The sequence below is a fragment of the Nocardia sp. NBC_00565 genome (assembly GCF_036345915.1).
GTDB lineage: Bacteria > Actinomycetota > Actinomycetes > Mycobacteriales > Mycobacteriaceae > Nocardia.
This window is the reverse complement of the sequence record NZ_CP107785.1, coordinates 7,049,320-7,067,843: the sequence shown is the minus strand read 5'-3', so window position 1 is coordinate 7,067,843 and position 18,524 is coordinate 7,049,320. Positions and strand designations below refer to the sequence as shown.

At 64.7% G+C, this 18,524-nt stretch carries 20 protein-coding genes; 10 read left to right on the top strand and 10 right to left on the bottom strand.

Going from position 1 to position 18,524, the window contains the following annotated elements; translation table 11 throughout:
* Positions 1-110: 110 nt before the first annotated feature.
* Positions 111-1,307: a Rieske 2Fe-2S domain-containing protein gene (locus OG874_RS32560; RefSeq protein WP_330250909.1), complete on the top strand. Its 1,197-nt coding sequence runs from the start codon at positions 111-113 to the stop codon at positions 1,305-1,307.
* Positions 1,307-1,639: a hypothetical protein gene (locus OG874_RS32555; protein WP_330250908.1), complete on the top strand. Its 333-nt coding sequence runs from the start codon at positions 1,307-1,309 to the stop codon at positions 1,637-1,639. The genes OG874_RS32560 and OG874_RS32555 overlap by 1 nt, the downstream gene beginning before the upstream one ends.
* A gap of 21 nt (positions 1,640-1,660) precedes the next feature.
* On the opposite strand, the gene OG874_RS32550 is transcribed toward OG874_RS32555, so the two are convergent.
* The 5 genes from OG874_RS32550 to OG874_RS32530 form a co-directional block, all read right to left on the bottom strand.
* Complete coding sequence (locus tag OG874_RS32550) at positions 1,661-2,071, bottom strand: cupin domain-containing protein (RefSeq protein WP_330250907.1); 411 nt, start codon at positions 2,069-2,071, stop codon at positions 1,661-1,663.
* Positions 2,072-2,078: 7 nt separating this feature from the next.
* Complete coding sequence (locus tag OG874_RS32545; protein WP_330250906.1) at positions 2,079-2,510, bottom strand: PIN domain nuclease; 432 nt, start codon at positions 2,508-2,510, stop codon at positions 2,079-2,081.
* A complete protein-coding gene (locus OG874_RS32540; protein WP_330250905.1) occupies positions 2,507-2,722 on the bottom strand; it encodes a type II toxin-antitoxin system VapB family antitoxin in 216 nt (71 codons plus the stop codon). Before OG874_RS32540 ends, OG874_RS32545 begins: the two co-directional genes overlap by 4 nt.
* A 72-nt stretch (positions 2,723-2,794) precedes the next feature.
* Entirely contained in the window at positions 2,795-3,376 is a 582-nt protein-coding gene (locus tag OG874_RS32535) for a methylated-DNA--[protein]-cysteine S-methyltransferase (RefSeq protein ID WP_442943449.1), read from the bottom strand.
* Positions 3,377-3,420: 44 nt separating this feature from the next.
* Entirely contained in the window at positions 3,421-3,735 is a 315-nt protein-coding gene (locus OG874_RS32530) for a hypothetical protein (protein ID WP_330250903.1), read from the bottom strand.
* A gap of 62 nt (positions 3,736-3,797) precedes the next feature.
* Between OG874_RS32530 and yczR the strand changes: the two genes are divergently transcribed.
* Positions 3,798-5,300, top strand: coding sequence for a MocR-like transcription factor YczR (gene yczR, locus OG874_RS32525; protein ID WP_330250902.1), 1,503 nt, complete (start codon positions 3,798-3,800; stop codon positions 5,298-5,300).
* Between the two features lie 318 nt (positions 5,301-5,618).
* Positions 5,619-6,719, top strand: coding sequence for a CaiB/BaiF CoA transferase family protein (locus tag OG874_RS32520; protein WP_330250901.1), 1,101 nt, complete (start codon positions 5,619-5,621; stop codon positions 6,717-6,719).
* Between the two features lie 227 nt (positions 6,720-6,946).
* On the opposite strand, the gene OG874_RS32515 is transcribed toward OG874_RS32520, so the two are convergent.
* Positions 6,947-7,654, bottom strand: coding sequence for an NUDIX hydrolase (locus tag OG874_RS32515; protein WP_330250900.1), 708 nt, complete (start codon positions 7,652-7,654; stop codon positions 6,947-6,949).
* Between the two features lie 74 nt (positions 7,655-7,728).
* Positions 7,729-8,550, bottom strand: a complete 822-nt coding sequence (locus OG874_RS32510; RefSeq protein ID WP_330250899.1) for an SDR family NAD(P)-dependent oxidoreductase — start codon at positions 8,548-8,550, stop codon at positions 7,729-7,731.
* Between the two features lie 130 nt (positions 8,551-8,680).
* On the opposite strand from OG874_RS32510, the gene OG874_RS32505 reads away from it, so the two are divergent.
* From OG874_RS32505 to OG874_RS32490, 4 genes are all read left to right on the top strand, one after another.
* Positions 8,681-9,271, top strand: coding sequence for a TetR/AcrR family transcriptional regulator (locus OG874_RS32505; RefSeq protein ID WP_330250898.1), 591 nt, complete (start codon positions 8,681-8,683; stop codon positions 9,269-9,271).
* Positions 9,272-9,874: 603 nt separating this feature from the next.
* Positions 9,875-10,291 carry a Zn-ribbon domain-containing OB-fold protein gene (locus OG874_RS32500; protein ID WP_330250897.1) on the top strand — a complete coding sequence of 139 codons (417 nt, stop codon included), beginning with the start codon at positions 9,875-9,877 and terminating at the stop codon, positions 10,289-10,291.
* 33 nt (positions 10,292-10,324) lie between these two features.
* Positions 10,325-11,467 (top strand): thiolase family protein, encoded by a 1,143-nt coding sequence (locus OG874_RS32495; RefSeq protein ID WP_330250896.1) that lies wholly within the window; start codon positions 10,325-10,327, stop codon positions 11,465-11,467.
* An 810-nt stretch (positions 11,468-12,277) separates the two neighbouring features.
* Positions 12,278-13,120, top strand: coding sequence for a class F sortase (locus tag OG874_RS32490; protein WP_330250895.1), 843 nt, complete (start codon positions 12,278-12,280; stop codon positions 13,118-13,120).
* Between the two features lie 171 nt (positions 13,121-13,291).
* Here the strand turns inward: OG874_RS32490 and OG874_RS32485 are convergent, their stop codons facing one another.
* Positions 13,292-15,070, bottom strand: coding sequence for a cutinase family protein (locus OG874_RS32485; protein ID WP_330250894.1), 1,779 nt, complete (start codon positions 15,068-15,070; stop codon positions 13,292-13,294).
* Positions 15,071-15,947: 877 nt separating this feature from the next.
* Between OG874_RS32485 and OG874_RS32480 the strand changes: the two genes are divergently transcribed.
* Positions 15,948-17,078: an ice-binding family protein gene (locus OG874_RS32480; RefSeq protein ID WP_330250893.1), complete on the top strand. Its 1,131-nt coding sequence runs from the start codon at positions 15,948-15,950 to the stop codon at positions 17,076-17,078.
* A 319-nt stretch (positions 17,079-17,397) separates the two neighbouring features.
* On the opposite strand, the gene OG874_RS32475 is transcribed toward OG874_RS32480, so the two are convergent.
* Complete coding sequence (locus OG874_RS32475; RefSeq protein WP_330257514.1) at positions 17,398-17,556, bottom strand: hypothetical protein; 159 nt, start codon at positions 17,554-17,556, stop codon at positions 17,398-17,400.
* 167 nt (positions 17,557-17,723) lie between these two features.
* Here OG874_RS32475 and OG874_RS32470 point away from each other — a divergent pair, with 167 nt between their 5' ends.
* Positions 17,724-18,278, top strand: a complete 555-nt coding sequence (locus OG874_RS32470; RefSeq protein ID WP_330250892.1) for a hypothetical protein — start codon at positions 17,724-17,726, stop codon at positions 18,276-18,278.
* A gap of 3 nt (positions 18,279-18,281) precedes the next feature.
* Here OG874_RS32470 and OG874_RS32465 read toward each other — a convergent pair whose 3' ends face one another.
* The gene (locus OG874_RS32465) at positions 18,282-18,449 is read right to left on the bottom strand and encodes a hypothetical protein (protein ID WP_330250891.1); all 168 of its coding nucleotides are present in this window, start codon (positions 18,447-18,449) and stop codon (positions 18,282-18,284) included.
* Between the last annotated feature and the right edge of the window lie 75 nt (positions 18,450-18,524).

Genomic DNA, 18,524 nt, shown 5'->3' with positions numbered 1-18,524 from the left:
GGTGCTCATTGGAGTCATTCGTCACCGATTCGCAGGTGGTCGGCCGAATCGCTGGCGCGGAACGCGACATTTTTGTAACGTGTTCTAGTACAGAAGGAGGAGGAATCGCGATGGCAGTTACCCCACAGGGGAGCGGTGCGAAGGTTCGAGAGCTCGATGTGGGCTCCGTACCGACCCGATATGCGCGGGGATGGCATTGCCTCGGCCTGGCGAAGTCGTTCCGCGACGGCAAGCCACACGCCGTCGAGGTGTTCGGCACCAAGCTCGTCGTCTGGGCCGATACCAATGACGAACTGCGGGTGCTGGACGCCTACTGCAGGCATATGGGCGGCGATCTGAGTATGGGCGAGGTCAAGGGCGATGACATCGCCTGCCCGTTCCACGACTGGCGCTGGTCCGGCACCAACGGCAAGTGCACGGCGATTCCCTACGCGCGGCGGGTTCCGCCGCTGGCGCGGACCCGCAAGTGGACCACGCTCGAGCGCAACGGACAGTTGTTCGTCTGGCACGACCACGAGGGCAGCCAGCCGCCACCCGAGGTGACCATTCCGCACATCGTCGGCCCGTACACCGACGCGGACGGCAACCCGAGCGAGCAACTCGACAGCGGCTGGACCGACTGGACCTGGAACTCCATGTTGATCGAGGGCGCGAACTGCCGCGAGATCATCGACAACGTGGTCGATATGGCCCATTTCTTCTACATCCACTTCGCGTTCCCGACGTACTTCAAGAACGTCTTCGAGGGGCATATCGCCACGCAGTTCCTGGAGACCAAGGGCCGTCCCGATATCGGCATGGCCTCCAAGTATGGCGGCGATACCCTGCTGAAGTCGGAGGCGTCGTACTTCGGGCCGTCGTACATGATCAATCCGCTGGTCAACATCTACAGCGGCTACGAGGTCAAGAGCGTCCTGATCAACTGCCACTACCCGGTGTCGCAGGATTCCTTTGTCCTGCAATGGGGTGTTTCGCTGGAGAAGCCGAAGGGCGTCGACGGCGAGATGGCCGACAAGTTGGCGGCGAAGATGACCGAGGGCATCAGCGTCGGCTTCCTGCAGGATGTGGAGATCTGGAAGCACAAGTCCAAGGTCGAGAATCCGCTGCTCTGCGAGGAGGACGGCCCGGTCTACCAGCTGCGTCGCTGGTATGACCAGTTCTATGCGGACCTGGCCGACGTGACCGAGAAGATGACCCAGCGCTTCGAATTCGAGGTGGACACCACCAAGGCCAATGAGGCATGGGAGGCCGAGGTCGCCGAAAACCTGCGGCGCAAGCGGGAAACGGAAGCGGAAGCAGGAGTCTGATGGCGCCAACCTGGGCGAAAGCACCCGACTTCGCCGACCAACCGGCGCGGCGGGCCGCGGTGCAGGCCCAGACCGTGGTCGACAAGCAGCGCTATCTGGAGGACGGAATGACACCGCTGCGGTGTCAGTCCTGCCAGAGCGAGGTGCTGGTGCGCAAGAGTTCTTCGCACCAGACCTCGGTGCAGTGGACCGAGAGTCCGGCCGCGCGCTGCCCCGTTTTCGCCGCGCTCAGCGCGCAGGGGCATGGGCCAGGGCGGCCGGAATCCTGTGCGCAACTGGAGAAGACGATCAAGTGGGCTGTCGACGAGGGTGTGCTCGAAGTCAGCGAATAGAGCTGCTCCGCGGTGGCCGATTCAGTCGAGCCGGAAATCCGCGAAGTCGAATCCGGGCGCGACTATGCAGCTGACCAGCACATAGTCGTCCCCCGCCGGACGCGCGGCCTGGCTCACCCCACCCGGCACCACCGCCTGCAATACCTGCCCGTGCTCGACATCGGGCCCGAGGACAACCTCCTCGCCCCCGATGTCGAGTACCAGCGGCCCACCCCGATGCCATAACCACACCTCGTCCGACCGCACCGTATGCGGCGCCGACTTCTCTCCGGGCAGCAACAAGAAGTAGATCCCCGTCGCACTGGCCCGCGCCCCCTGGTATCCCGCTGGCGTGAACTCCACCCCACTACGCCAGGTCTCCCGATACCACCCACCCTCCGGATGCGGCTCCAAATCAAGGGCAACAGCCAGCGCCGGTCGTTCATCGCTCATCCCCCGACTATGCCCGATCGGCCCGCGCCTGGGACCCCAGCCACTGATGCGGCTGCCCGGTAACCGCAGCGATGCAGTCGAAGTCGTGATCTCGATGTAGCAGCGTCAATCCGCGCAGCTCCGCCGTGGCGGCAAGAACAAGATCAACAGGGCCTGCGCTCCGATGTTGCGCCCGCTTCGTGAGCTCCCCTTGAACCTCCCAGGCGCGGTCGAAGGCCCGGTCATCGATGGGTTCCCAACCGAACAGCACCCGCATGTCCTCGATGGTCTGTTCCCGATCGGCCGCAGACCGCACAGAGTGGAAGAACTCCAACTCGACGATCGGGCAGACGGCGATCAACCCGGCCGCGGCCGCACGCTGCCAGGCAAACGCGTCCGGATCCTGCTTCATGATCGGCACCAAGGCACTGGTGTCGATGAGGAATTGGGCCGCGCTCACCGGCGGTATTTCCGCTTGTCCTCGAGTAGGTCCAGATCGAAGGCGCCATCGGCGGCGGCGTCCTGGAGGCGGATCAAGGCGAGAGCTCGACGCCGGTTCTCCAGCACTTCGCGGAGCGCCGCGTGCACAGTGTCTTTCTTCGTGCCGGTGCCCAGTGTCTTCGACACGTCGGCAAGTAGTTGATCATCGAGGTCGATCACGGTTCGCGCCACGGCAAAACCCCCTTGATATCTAGCCGTATATCAATGATATCAGCAGAGATATACGGAGGTCGAGCTGTCGGGTCAGAAGAGGGTGGGTTCGCCGAAGCCGGGGGTGCGTTCGATTGCCAGGAGGTGTTGTTTGGTGGTGATGCCGCCGGGGGCGGAGAAACCGGTGAGGGCGTGGTCGGCGGCTAGGACGCGGTGGCAGGGGATGATCAGGGGGATGGGGTTGCGGCCCAGGGCTTGTCCGACGGCTTGGGCCGCGCCGGGGGCGCCGATGCGGTCGGCCACCTGGCCGTAGCTGAGGGTGTGGCCGGGGTCGATGGCGCGGGTCACGGTGTAGACGGCGCGGTGGAATTCGGGGATTCCGTTGGTGGTCACGGGAATCCAGCGCAGATCATCGAGTTCGCCGGCGAGGTGGGCGCGGATACCCGCGATGGCATCGGCGATCCGGCCGGTGGGTGCTTGCTCGGGGATTTCCTCGGCGTCCGGAATCCTGCTGCTGGGGCGCGTGATTCGCGCCCGCGTCGCGTCGGGGCTCGCCTCGGGGAGCCGGAATCGGAATACGGCGCCATCGGTCCACGCGATCGCGCAGGTGCCGATCGCGGTGTCGAACAGCGCCGACCCGGTCACCGGGCGCGCGGAAGCACTCATAGGGGTCAGTGTGCACTTCGGGTCCGACATCTTCGACCAGTCCAGTCCAGTTATCAGAAACTGGCCTGGACCCCGCCGAGGGTCGGCTTTACCGCGCCGCAACTCGGGTTCGAGATCCGCCGCGGCGCCGCCCGCTCGGGGCGTGCGATGGCCTCGGCATCCGGATCCGGCACATCGTTGCGGCCGTAGATCGCGGCGAGATCCGCGTATTGGCGCTGGTTTTCGTAATAGGAAGGCGACTCGCCGGTCAATGGGCCCGGTGCGCGGAACCGTTCGAGCCGGAAGGCTTCATCGGGATGTTTGGGGGCAAAGCGGTGCACGAGATACGCGAACGAAGCGAGCACGAGGACTGTGGCGAGGGCGGTCATAACCGATAGCGTGCGCCGACTGGCCTTGCCATTAAATATCCACTTGGCTAATACTGGTCTTTATGTCGACGAGAGTGATCGGTGCCGCCAGCCTTGCCCGCGATCTGGGATATTGGCGCAGTGCGGACGAGAACGGCGAACCGGGCGAACGCAGGTCGGCGCGTCCGGCGTACCTGGCCCTCGCCGAAGGTATCCGTCTGCTCATCCACGACGGTCGCGCACCGCTCGGCGTTGCCCTGCCCAGTGAGCGCGACCTCGCCACCACCCTCGGCGTCAGCCGCACGACCATCACCTCCACCTATGCCCTGCTCCGCGAACACGGCTACCTGATCAGCCGCCAGGGCTCGCGCAGCACTGTCGCCCTACCGAGCGACGTGCAGCACGACGGCACCAAGCCCGCCCGCAGCATCCTGGCGATGATGGCGCAGCCGGAACTGCCAACCATCGACATGACCTACGCCGCGATGGCCGCGCCGATGGAGATGCAGGAGGCGTATTCGGTTGCGCTGCAGGGCCTTCCGGCCTACCTCGGTACGCACGGCATGGATCCGGTCGGCGTGCTCGCGCTGCGCGAGGCACTGGCCCGCCGCTACACCGAGCGCGGCCTGCCCACCGAACCGGAGCAGATTCTGGTCACCCTCGGCGCCCAGCACGGTCTGCGTCTGCTGCTCAACGTGCTCACCGCCCCCGCGGCCCGGGTGCTCATCGACCACCCCACCTACCCGAACGCCATCGAGGCGATCCGCGACGTCGGCGCCCGCCCGGTGCCGGTGCCGCTGCGCCCGGAAACCCCGGACTCCGGCTGGGATCTCGACGGAATCCGCAGCGCAGCAAGGCAAACCGCGGCCACCCTGGCCTACCTGGTGCCCGATTTCAACAACCCGACCGGCCTGTTGCTCGATGCCGACGGTCGTGCCGAACTGGCCGCCATCGCCCGTGAAACTCGGATGACCGTGGTGATCGACGAGTCGATGATGGATCTGAACCTCACCGATAAGACCGCGCCGCCGCCCGTCGCGGCCTTCGCCAAGGGCGCCGAGATCGTCACCATCGGCTCGGCCTCCAAATCCTTCTGGGGCGGTCTGCGGGTCGGCTGGATCCGGACGAACCAACCGCTGATAACCAAGCTCCTCGGCATCCGCTCTACCGTCGACCTCGGCACCCCCGTCATGGACCAGTTGGCCACCGTGCACCTGCTGGAGCATGCCGACACCATCCTCACCCGCCGCCGCGACCAACTCCACGCCCAGCGCGCGGCCCTGCTCACCACCCTCGCCGAGGAACTACCCGACTGGCGCGTGATCGTCGGCGACGGTGGCATGTCCGTCTGGGCGCAGCTGCCCGCCCCGGTCTCGACCGCGCTCGCCGCCACTGCTCCCAACCACGGCGTATTGCTCGCCGCCGGACCGAGATTCGGCGTTCAGGGCGCCTTCGAACGCTTCATCCGCCTACCGTTCACGCACCCGGAGCCAGAGCTGCGCCTAGCGGTCAAATCCATCGCCGCCGCGTACACAGCCCTGACTCCCCGCGCCGCCGATCCACTCCAACCGCTCACCTGCTACTGAGACGCATTTGGTCGATAGGCGGCCACGTCCGCGGACGCCGAGCAGGTCAGTGGCCCGGTGCGTGCCTGCGTAGCCATGGCCTACCCGGGGACCGAGTTCGTTTCGCACTCCGAGACGTGCAGCCGCCTGGATGAGTCCTCGCACAACGGCCGACCTCCGCGCACATGTTGTGCCCTGATACGACGTGACAGCTTGATATGCGCGATCTGCCACCGGGTGTTCGGAGACCCGTCCACAGCTTATTGTCATACTGTCAATACACTCCCGGGGAGCACCGCCTCGCCGGTGCGCTGGATCAACAACGAACCGAGGTAGGGCGTGAGCACACCATCCACCGCCACCAAGCAGGGCCCGCTGGCGGGCATCAAGGTCATCGAACTGGCCGGTATCGGCCCAGGTCCGCATGCGGCTCTGCTGCTCGCCGACCTCGGCGCCGATGTGGTGCGGGTGCAGCGGCCGAATATGCTGCCGGGTTTCATGGAGCGGCCGCAGTGGCGTGGACGCACCATCGTCGAGGCGAACCTGAAGGATCCGGCGGATATCGAGAAGGTGCTCGGGCTCGCCGAGAAGGCCGATGTGCTGATCGAGGGCTTCCGGCCCGGCGTCACCGAGCGCATGGGCCTCGGACCGGATGCCGTGCTGGCTCGCAACCCGAAGCTGGTCTACGGCCGGATGACCGGTTGGGGCCAGGACGGTCCGCTGGCCGATCGCGCCGGACACGACATCAACTACATCTCGCTGACCGGCGTGCTGCACGCGATCGGTCGCAAGGGTGAGCGGCCGGTGCCGCCGCTGAATATGGTCGGCGACTTCGGCGGCGGCTCGATGTTCCTGGTGTTCGGCATCCTCGCCGCGCTGGTCGAGCGGCAGAGCTCCGGCAAGGGGCAGGTCATCGATGCGGCGATGATCGATGGGGCGCTTGCCCTTTCGCACATGATCTGGGGTATGCGCGGGATGGGCCTGTGGTCCGATGAGCGCGGCACCAACCTGCTCGACACCGGCATGGCGTACTACGACACCTACGAAACCTCCGACGGCAAGTACATGGCGGTCGGCGCCATCGAACCGCAGTTCTACGCGGAACTGCTGCAGGGCTTGGAGATCGACCCTGATGGTCTGCCGATGCAGATAGACCCCAACGGTCAGGACCAGCTGAAGAAGCTGTTCACCGAGAAGTTCAAGACCAAGACCCGCGACGAGTGGGCCGCCATCTTCGATGGCACCGACGCGTGCACCACTCCGGTGCTGACCTTCACCGAGGCCGAACAGAACCCGCACATCGTCGCCCGCACCGGACTCATCGAGATCGACGGCGTCGTTCAGCACGCCCCGGCGCCCCGCTTCACGCGCACCCCGAGCGGTACCCCCACCCCGCCCCCCAACGAGGCGACACCGATCGAATCCGTCTGGGCGGATTGAGAATTCGCCGCTCGGGCGACGTTTCATTTCGCCAACAGGCCCCTGTGTCCGCCGGGTCAGGTGCGGGTCCAGCTGTTGCAGCGGCTCTGAGAATCGCGCCGGAGTTGTTGGCACGCAAGCAGATTCGGTCGAGGGGCCGGTTCTGCCCGAGCTGTCAGGATCGGCGCGACCCCTGCTCTCGTAGGGAGATGGTGCGGTGGAATGACCCCGTCCCAGTCTGCTGTGCGCTAGTGGCGGGTCCAATCCGGTTGGGCGAAGTGGGCGATGCGGGCCTCGGCGGGATCGCGGCCCAGTAGGACGACTTCGCGAAACTGCCAGAGCATCGCGCCGGTCGGAGCGTGAATGGTCATGCCCTCGGCCAGGCGCATCTGCAGCAGGCCCGGGCCGTCGGCGGGGACCGCGGGGGCCTCGTCATCGCGGATATCGACTTGTCGCACCGCCGCACTCCTGGGGACCCAGTGCGGCACATCGTCGGCGGCCAGCCTGGCGAGGTCCACGTGATGTACCGAGTGGACCTCTGCCGGGCTCGGCCGCAGGTCGGTCACATCGGCGAGGGCCGCGACGATCGGCGTGATGGCGAAGCCCGAGGTGGCCGGGAAGTCATCGAGCCTACCGAGGAGGTCGGCCGGGGTGGCGGTCAAGCCGAGTTCCTCGTGCAGCTCGCGAATGGCGGCCTGTTCGGCGGTCTCACCCGGATCGACCCGCCCGCCCGGCAACCCCCACTGACCGGCATTGCGCCCGCGATACGCGCGTCTGATAACGATGACCGACAGCGGGCTGCCCGGCTGATCGACCACGCACAGCAGGACCGCGGCGCGACGCAGGCCCGGCGCGTCCGGGACCTCGGTGTGCGGAAACCGGCCCAGCCGGGTGCTCGCCAAGGCGCGGAAATCGTCGACGCTGGTGGGGACGCGAGGTCCCGTGGTGGAGCCCATACCTCGATCTTGCACCACCACCGGGTCTGTGGCGCTGTCGCATTTCACACAACGGCACGGTCGGTGGCCCATACTTACGCGGCAGCGTGCACCGAACTCTCGCGCGCCGCATCGGCTACACCGCGGGTGACAAACTTGGCGATTCGGGCGACGAAGGTGCGTGGGCGGCGCGGTAGCAGGTGCGCGGAGGCGAAATTTCCGATGCCGGGAACGACATAACCCTTGTTGCGTTCCAGTGCTCGAAGAGCCGAGCGGACCACATGTGTCGCGCTGGCCATGGACGGACCGATCGCGGCCTTGCGGGTGCCGACCACGTCGAAGAACTGCGTCTGCGTCGGACCCGGGCACAAGGCGAGAACCTTGATACCGCGGTCGCTGTATTCGCTCCACAGGGCGAGGCTGAAGTTGAGGACGAACGCCTTCCCCGCGGCATAGGTGGCGAAGTACGGTGCGGGCTGGAAGGCAGCGATCGAGGCGACATTGACGATCTCGCCGCCGCCCCGTTCGAGCATTCTCGGGATCAGCCGACGCGTAAGACCCGCCAGCGCAACAACATTGACCATCAGCTGATCCTGTTCACGATCGGCGGCGAGCTCCTCGAACCGGCCCGCGCTGCCGAAACCGGCGTTGTTGATCAGGACGTCGATGGAAAGCTCCCGGGCCGCAAGCTCATTCGTGATCCGGGCGGCGGCGTCCGCGGCGGTCAGGTCCTGGCCGATGACCTCGACGCGGACGCCGTGCCGGTTACGCAGTTCGGCGGCAAGGGATTCCAGGCGGTCCAGCGAGCGAGCGACCAGCACCAGATTGTCGCCACGGGCGGCGAGCTGGGCGGCGAACTCGGCGCCGATACCAGATGAAGCGCCGGTGACCAGGGCGGTCTTTCCCGAGTGGGTCATATCTAACTCCTTCGATCGGATGCAACATCAGAGTAGCCATATTTCTAGAAACGGCAACACCAATGTTGCAGTTAGATAGGAAACCGCTGCTCACCTGTACTATGTCCAGGAGATCAGCGAAGAGGAGCCCATGTCGCCCACAGCCGCGCGCCCCCTACGTGCCGACGCCGAACGCACCGTGCGCGCCATCCTCGATGCCGCGGAGCGGGTGCTCAGCGAAAATCCCAACGCGACGCTGGAGCAGATCGCCGAAGCCGCGGGAGTCGCCCGAACCACCGTGCATCGGCGCTTCGCCAGCCGTGAGGATCTGTTGCGCACCATGGCGGTCAATGCGTGGCGACGGATCGACGCGGCCATCGACGCGGCCAGACCGCAGACCGCACCGCCGATGGTCGCTCTGCATCAGGCCACCGCGAATGTCATCGAGATCAAATATGGCGTCGCATACGCACTCGACCGGGTCGACGAAACCGACCCCGAGGTTGCCGCGCTACAGGAGGCCGTCTTCGCGAAATGCGATGCGGCCCTTGCGCACGCACAGGCCGACGGCATCATCGCCGCGGACGCCGACCTGGTCTGGGTCCGTCGGGTCTACATCGCCCTGATCACCGAAACCGTGCACGGCAATACCGATCTGGACGGCACCGCTGACCCCGACGCCCTCGCGGGCCGAGTAATCGGCACTCTCCTCGGCGGCGTAGGACCCGCGCGACAGCGCTAGCGGCCGAATCCATCTCGGCCGATCTCGGACGCGACGAATACCTGTGGGTCCTGAGCGGCCTACTGGCCCGATTGCGAATCCGATCATGGCATCGGAGATCCGGCGGCATCATCCACGCGGTTGGAATTGCTCGGGGCGCATTCATCTGCGATGACCCGCGAGGATCTCGACGGCGATCTTGGTCCAGACGAAGGGTTTGGGACGCGCACGGTGTTCGGCGACGACCGAACCGCCGGCCGGGCCCCGGAGCGGCGAACTGGTTCGTGGTGCTGTGGCGGACGACGTGCCGACCAGTGCGTTCTCCGGTGAGTCCAGATGCGATCCGACGACGTCCGCGGACCCACTTCTAGGTTGACTCCGCCGTTCAAACATGGAAATCTATCGTTCGTAAATGAGAATATGATTCTCTTTGGAGGATAGCGTATATGCGTCTCGCTCGTGACTGCACGGGCGGTGCCCGGATCGGGCTGCTGAGCCCGGAACATCCCCTGGCTGCCCGGTCCACGGCGATCGAGGGGCGGCGGGAGACGAAAATGGTTGCGCCGCAGCGTATCTCCTGACAGCACCCAATTCGAAAGACAAACCGACAGAGGAGGACGACAGATGGCGAAAGCGCTCGCGCCGGACATGTCCACGTGGCCCGAGGACAACCCGCAGCTGATCGGCAGCCGTTGCAACGGGTGCGGCGCCACCACCTGGCCGCGCCAGCCACGATGCCCGCGGTGCAGTGGTGCTGACATGTCCGAGTTACTGCTACCGCGGACCGGAACGCTCGTGGCTTGGACGACTCAGGGATTCGTTCCCAAACTGCCTTATGCCGGCAAGGAAACCGCTGAGAACTTCGAGCCATTCGGCATCGGTCTCGTTCAGCTCGGCGACGAGGTGCGGGTCGAGACCCGTTTGACCGAATGTGATCCGGCTGTACTGCGTTCCGGCATGGATGTCGAGCTGACTTTTGTCCCGCTCTATGTCGACGACTCCGGGAGTGAGGTCATGACATGCGCTTTCAAGCCGGTGTGACGCCGGGGATACCGAAGAACTAAGGAGCTTCACATGAACGACGTTGCCATTATCGGCGTGGGTCTACATCCGTTCGGCCGCTTCGCCAAGACGGCTATGGAGATGGGCGCTGAAGCGATCCAGCTCGCGCTGGCCGACGCGGGAGTCGAGTGGAAAGATATCCAGTTCGGGTTCGGCGGCAGCTACGAGGTGAGCAACCCCGACGCGGTGACCCGGCTGGTGGGACTGACCGGTATCCCGTTTACCAACGTGTTCAACGCCTGTGCGACCGCGGCCAGCTCGATCGAACAGACCGCGGAGGCGATCCGGTCGGGCCGATACGACATCGGCATAGCTGTCGGTATGGACAAACACCCCCGCGGTGCGTTCACCGACGACCCGGCCAAGCTCGGCCTGCCGGCCTGGTACGCGGAGAACGGGCAGTTCGTGACCACGAAGTTCTTCGGGATCAAGACCAACCGCTACATTCATGAGCACGGAATCTCCCAACGCACGCTCGCCAAGGTCGCCGCCAAGAACTTCCGCAACGGAGCACTCAATCCGAATGCCTTCCGCCGCAAGCCGATTTCGGAAGACGACATCCTCAATTCGGCGGTGTTGAACTATCCGCTGACGCAGTACATGTTCTGCTCTCCTGACGAAGGCGCCGCGGCCGTGGTGATGTGCCGGGGAGATATTGCGGCCCGTTACCCTTCCCAGCCGATCTATTTGCGGTCGAGCGCAATCCGGACGCGCCGCTACGGCGCCTACGAGGTCCACAGCACGTGGGCCGCCGTGGACGAGGACGTATCTCCCACGGTGTACGCCTCCCGCGCTGCCTTCGAGACGGCCGGAATCGAGCCCGCGGATGTCGATGTGATCCAACTCCAGGACACCGATGCGGGCTCGGAGGTGATTCATATGGCCGAGAACGGTTTCTGCAAAGACGGTGAGCAGGAGAAGCTCATCGCGGAAGGCGCGACCGAAATCGGCGGTCGGCTCCCTGTCAATACCGACGGCGGTCTCATCGCGAACGGCGAGCCCATCGGTGCCTCCGGCATCCGGCAAGTATTCGAGATCGTCCAGCAATTGCGTGGCCGGGCGGGCGATCGGCAGGTACCAGGGAATCCCAAGGTCGGCTACGCCCAGGTCTACGGTGCGCCCGGAACCGCGGCGGCATCCATCCTGACCACCTGACAACAGGCGCTACAGGGTGTTTCGCGGGCCCGATGCAATGCCGATGGATGGTCCGCCAGCGTCTTGCACGCTGGCGACCATCTCATCACCAGGGGCCGGGCCTGGCAGCCCAGGGCAGCGAGCCGCGGCCTACTGAAGATCGACGCCCCAAAAGGTAGCTAACTATTCAAACGATCCGACCCGGCGCGCGCATCACACACGCAGCCACCCAGCCGTCCGCATCGACCGAAGATCGACTACCGGAACAAGGATTTAGTGGACTGTGACGCCGCCGGGTCGACGCCACAGGCGCTACACGCGCGAAAAGGATTCGGAGACAATAGAAGCGCTGTACCGCGCCGGGGCCGCCACAATTCGTATCGCCCGATGGTTGTGTTCGCACTCCCGTCCGCGCTCGGCTCCCCGGCCGACATGCGCGACCCCAATGCCCGATAGTCGGCCTTGCTCGGCCGGGCGCCCCTTGTTCCTCGCTGCCACCACACCCTCGGCGGGCGGATCAGCCACACTCAACGTCACCACCAGAAATCCCTGATCTCGCCCCTACTCGACCCCTCTAAACCGACCGGTCGCCCGGTCTAATACGAGTCCGACGGGAGAGGGGCCGCACCACTTTCGCCCGATCTCCCGCCCATGGCTGCTACGGCAGCCTAATAGATGAATCACATTTAGTTTCGGTACAACCACCCAAACTCAAAGTTTAATTAGGCGCCATAGTCTTGAAGAGTATTATCGCAGTAACACGTGTCGAGTGCCATAAGCACTTCGCTGGTTGCCGAGGCAATAGAACCGATCCGCTGCATTCACAATTGCATGTGCGGCTTGTGGATGAATTCTATCTGTCGAGGAGTTCCTATGAGGTCGTCGGTTTGTGCTGTACCGGTCATTCCAGGGTTGCCCGGCGGTCCCGGCCCACCGATTCCGGAACTACCACCGCAAGGACCCGGTGGTCCAGGTGGACCCGGTAGTGAAGGGACCCACCGCCGCACGGCCGGAACCGGAATGACCAAAGCGCGAGCTACAGGACGCAGTTCACCGGTGTCGTCGAGGCGCCTGCGAATAGCGGCGAGCATTCTGCTACTTCTTGCGGCACCGAGTCCGATCGCTCGACTGTGCCCAGGTGGGAACCTGGTCCCGGCCACCGACGCCGCCGTGACCGCGTTCGGAAACGTGGCGCCGGCCGCGCTCCCAGAATCGCTCCCTGTGGAACTACACATCCCAGCTATCGCCGTGGATGGACCACTCTCCGAGCTCGGCCTCAATCCTGATCGCACCGTAGAACTTCCGGCGGACTTTCAGGTAGCGGGCTGGTACCGAAACGGCCCCCCACCGGGAGACATGGGCTCCGCGGTCATCCTGGGACACGTGGACTCCTACACCGGACCCGCGGTCTTCTACCGACTATCGTCACTGCGCCCCGGGGACCAGGTCGACGTGACACGGGCGGACCGATCGGTTGCTCATTTCCTCGTCCAGACGGTAGCCACCTATCTGAAGTCAGAGTTCCCAAGCCATGAGGTCTACGACTCACGCGGATACAGCGCGCTGCAACTGGTGACGTGTGGCGGCGAATTCGACTACACCATAAGAAGTTATCAGTCCAACGTGGTGGCCTACACCGGGCTCGTGGGCATCACCCCGCCGTCCGCTGGCTAGCCTTGAAGAAGCCCGGCCCCGCAGCATCAACCTTGGTCGATGAGGGCGGCTCGACTGCGAATAATGCGCGCCAGGTTGTCGCGGGATCAGGAGACGGTCTTGTCGTGGTGGGCCCGCTCTGTGTCACGGCCACCCCGCAGCCACTACAAAATGGCGATTTGTCGGTATCCCCTACAGGAACTCGCGCACCGACACCGCGATAACCGACATGGCTCCGACTGCTGCGGCTATCGGCGGTGCGCTCCGATACCAGCCAGCGCTGTTCGAGGCTGAGTTCGTGGCCACGGCAAGAAAGCTGGATCGGAGATCGCCAGCGGTGAGCCGATGTCGAAGCAGTCGCCGCGAAACCAGGAACATCAGGAGCAGCCACAGGCAATCCCACGTAGCAGTGTCGGCTTGGTCAGCGGTAACGGATGCTGACATGTCTTTCCGCGGTGCGCGATGTAGGGGCGCGGATTTGGCCGTAGCTGGTTCGGCGGCCTGGCTCGCCAGTGGCGATGCATCGCCTGGCGCTACGACCTGATGTGGATCCATTGGCCGACCAGGAGCACTCGGTGCAGCGGTAGCCTTGGCGGCGGAGCCTGTCCGGGTGGCGAGACTGCGTGCCAGCGCGGCAAACCAGCCCGCGACGAACTGGGTAGACGTCTGGCCGGTATCGGTGACGGATTCCGATGCATAGGCGCCATGGCGTGCGACAACATCCTGATACCTCGCCCACGTTGCGGGTTCGAGGAGCGCGGCGTTGTCTGCGACGGCAAAGGCGACCGCGTCGAACGCTTGTGTCACCAGGTTCCCGGCGGGTTCGATCGGCACCGATGGGAATCGCGGGCCGGTAATTTTTTCCGCAAGCAGGGCAATGCCGTCCAAGGGTTGATTCTCGCCGACGCTGAGAATTTCGGCGACTTCGCTCGGTTCGAGTGTCACGCCTACTACGGCGAGCAAAATATTGAGCGAGACTGTAGCCACTTTGAGCAACGCCGCCTGCGCGTCGGGACCATAAACCGGCACCCGCGGGTCCGAGGCTTCCGCAAGGCGCTGACTGAGCGTCCTTTCAGACGTCAGCGTCAGTGTTTCGACCGTGTTGCCGACCAAGTCATTGCTTACTACGGCGGCGGCGGTCTTCACGGTTGTCGCGACGACGGCTTGAATGATAGAGGACAGTGCGGTAATTGGGTCGAGAGGGGATAGCAGTACCTGGCCGATGATATTCGTCAACGCATGCAGTATCGGTGCGCCGGTGGGTGCGTCGCAGGCGAGGTCTTCTGCAATGCATACGGAGGCAACGCGTCCGGTGAGCGCGCCGAAGTCCGCGGCAATGTCTTGTTGCGGTCCGATGCCACCGCCCGCCGGCATCGACTGTGCAACTGGTGGCAGCCCCGCTAATGCCGTTCGGTCGGTGCCGGGTGCGGGGGCGGGTGTGCGCTGTCCCGGCGCGCCGGGGAACACTGGTGCCCCCGGGTCACGGGTCGGGTCGCCGAAGAGTGCGGCGCCAGCTATCTTGTCCGGTGCCACCACACCGTATCCGAACCCTACTTCCCGCAGGAACAACGAAACAACGTGTGCCCCTTGTGAATACCCCAGCAAAGCCAGGCTGGTGTTCTCGCATTTATCGCTGATCGCGCGGGCCATGCTCCGCAGTTCGTCGAGTCCGGCGGAGACGGATTGTGCGTACGGCGGCGAGGCAGCGCCGGGCACGATCCCGCCGAACGCCGCGGGATAGGGCACGTATGCGCGATCGACCGCTCCGGGCTTCGAAATGCTGGCCAGCAATGGCGCGAAAACGCCCGACAGCATGCCGGTGTCGATGGTGGGCGATGCGCTGAGAGAGGACTGCCCTGTGCCCTGAACGCCGAGGGTGTACAGGGCTGGGCAGTCGGTCGGATCGAATTCCGGCGCAGCGGCGCAGGGTTGGGCGACGACGACGCCGGTCGCTGCGATGACGGCAGACACGCCGGTTACGGCGAGTGCTTGAGCTATCTTCCTCGACACAACGATCCGACCTCTCACCGACTCGAGCTCTACTTGGACTTGCCGCACTGCACGTTCATCCCGCTGGGGTCGTCATAGCCCCTTAGAGCAGGCCGCCGGTCAGAAAATGGAGTGTGTCTCCCACGACGGCGAGAAGTCCTGTGACGAGGTTGATTACGGGCTGGAGGATCATTCGAACAGCCTCTCGGTTGATCATCTTTGTATCGGTTCGGCGTAGTGAATTGTTTGCGGCCCGACCCCCGACCGACTGATTTGAGATGTCGGGGGTCGAGCCGCAAACCAAGCATTCGTGTCAGAACAGCGAGTGGACCAGAACGCTGACGACACCGGTGAGAAGGTTGCCCACGATCGGCAGCAGACCGCTGAGAAGACCGCCCATGTTTGTTTAACCTCTTCCTGTTTGGTGGATGGTGCCCCCAAGAACGGGCCTCGAGGGTGTTGCCTGGTCGCCCGCCAGAGGAAGGCTCGCGTGCTGTTGCGAACCGCTGAAAATTCCGTGGCGAGACTCGACCGTGACACCGCACGCCGCTTCAGCGGCAAACAACTGGCGCGAGCAGCTCGCGCCCGTTGGATCGGCATCGGAAGGTACTTCGTAGGCCGCGCAAACCCGGATGGGTTAATTTCTGGCTTCGGACTGTTGGTGTGCTCGAGCCGGTTTCGAATGCGGCCGAGGGTCGTCGGTAATTCGCGACTGCGTCGACCCATCCACTCCTACCACCTGGATCGAAGACAGGCAGTGACATTCACACGTGTGCCGATCAACGGCGAAGGAAAACCAGTGACATTGCCGTCCAACTCGCCCCGGAAGCGTCCGGTCGGACGATTGATCATCGCTGCGGTGACGGTTGTGACCGCCACAGTCTTGCTGATCTTCAATGGGGTAGCGTCAGCGGCCCAGCCCCCTGTCGGGTTGGGGACAGCCGCGTCCTTTGCGGTATTGGCGGGCCAGACGGTCACCAACACGGGGCCTACGATCATCTCCGGTGATGTGGGGGTCAGCCCGGGGAGTGCGATTACCGGGTTTCCGCCGGGACTTATTACCCCCGGAACGGGAACCTTCCACGCTGCCGACGCGGTGGCGTTGCAAGCGCAAACGGATCTGACTACGGCATATAACGATGCTGCGGGTCGCGGTCCTGCCACCGCCGCTCCCCCTGATCTCGGCGGCCAAACACTGGTCGCGGGGGTGTACAACACGGCGGGCCCCATGGGCCTAACCGGGACAGTCACCCTCGATGGGCAAAATGATCCCAACTCGGTCTGGATCTTCCAAGCGGGATCTACGTTGATCACGGCATCGAACAGCACGGTCGCCCTCATCAACGGGGCCTCACCGTGCAACGTCTTCTGGCAGGTAGGCAGCTCCGCGACACTGGGCACCAACACCACCTTCGTCGGAACCATCATGGCGTTGACCTCGATCTCGGCGCAGACCGGAACCATCGTAGAGGGACGGCTATTGGCACGAAACGGCTCGGTCACCCTGGACAACAACAGGATCACCCGACCCAACTGCGTTATTCCACCGACGTCCACGACGACAGCGCCGCCGACCACGACAACGACGACAGCGCCGCCAACAACGACGACAGGGCCGCCGACAACGACGACAGGGCCGCCGACAACGTCGGCGACAACCATCCCCTTCCCCCCCGGCGGCGGAATTATTCCCGGCCTCCCCGGCGGCGGAATTATTCCCGGCCTCCCCGGCGGCGGAATTATTCCCGGCCTCCCCGGTGGCGGTGGCGGTGTCGGAATTATTCCCGTCCCCATCCCTATTCCCATCCCCATTCCCATTCCGATTCCCGGTGGCGGTATTCCGGGTGGACCGGGTGGACCGGGTGGACCGGGCGAGCAGGGACCCGGCGAGCAGGGACCCGGCGAGGAAGGACCCGGCGAGCAAGGACCCGGCGGTGGCGGGGACGTTCCCGAAGGGTCTCCGGAAACGGGTGGCGGTGGTACTGCCTAGCCTGGGCAATTCACCGGTTTCCGGCATTGTGTACCGGTAGAGAGCGAAAGGTGCTCTGCGAGTGGCCGGGAGGGATTTCACCTCCCGGCCCTCTCAGCGTGCACCGTGTGTGACAGTCTCCCGTCACACAGCTCCCATCATCGAGCGTTCACGGTTGCGGGTTCCCGATTGCCCAGTCGGAGAAAGAATTTCGGGTAGGCCTTCAGGGCCTTCCGGAGCGCTTCACATGCTCGTTTCTACCGCCCCCCGGAGCCGCGGATATACGAAAACAGCCCCCAGCGTTCGCCTTCGAGCTGGGGGCTTGTTCTACTGCTTGCGCCTAGCGGCGGTCGAACCCTCCACCGACCATGCCAGCGGTGAAGGCTTCCCACACACGTCGCATCACCGCCTCATCGAGCACCAGATCGACCGTCAACGGCGCGAGGTCACGCGCGATGAGCGCCTTTCTGTTTCGTCGCACACGGACGCGGCGCTCGATGTCTTCGGCCGAATCCGTGGCGAAGTACAGGCGGTCCTGTCATCCACTCAGCGCGGCGTCGGTTCGCGGGCACCGGCGAGCGATAGCTTCTGTGCATGAAACGTTTAAGGGTTGGTGGTGCATCGCTTGTCGCCTTCGTCGTCGGACTAGTCATAGCGGCTGTCCCCGTGCCCGCACTGGATATCGAGTTGACCGGTAACGGTCTAGCGCTGAAACGAGGGCCGCTGAGCTTCGTCGCCAACGGGTTTCCCGAAGGTGACTTCCTGATCGTCAATGAGGAGTCCGGACTCGCTCTGACCACTAAGGCCGGTGCGATCGGCCAGGGCGGCAGTCAGTCCGGCTACGTCTTCGACCCCACTGTTCACATGCTTCGCCCGGACGGCTCGGACCGTCAGTGGTGGTTCTTCGACGCCAGCGGAGAAAACAGCCGCGCCGGGGCGAGTAATTACCTGGTCAACAGGGTCGAAGAAGGCACCAAAGGGCGCTTCGCCCTCGGCCCGGGTACCCCTAGAGACTCCCTTCCCGGATCTAACCCACCGATGGAAATACTCCTTGTCGGTGCCGGGTCGACCCTCGGGCTGCGGTGGCAGACCGAGGATGGCTACCTCTTCGAGCAGGGCCGACCCGAGTTTGTGCTCACCTACGCTCCCGACCGGGAAAAGCTGACCATGGCCTCCCGCGGCGCCTCATACCAGCGCTGGCAGCTCAAAGCTGCGAAGTAGACCTCACGCGCCAAGGCGACACGCTTCTCGCGTCGCCTTGCCAGGTGCGCCGAGTCCGGAATCGCGCCATGCGCTTTCGCCCAGCAGCTCGGACAGTTTCGGCTCGAGTTGCCTGTTGCGTCCAGCCAGGCGGGCGATGCGCTGCGCAGCGTTGGCGAGGTCGGCCTTCAACGATTCTCGTGAAACCGGTGCGGTGTGCCCGGCACGGATCGGCGGGCTAACCCGGTTCAGGCGAGATGTCTCTAC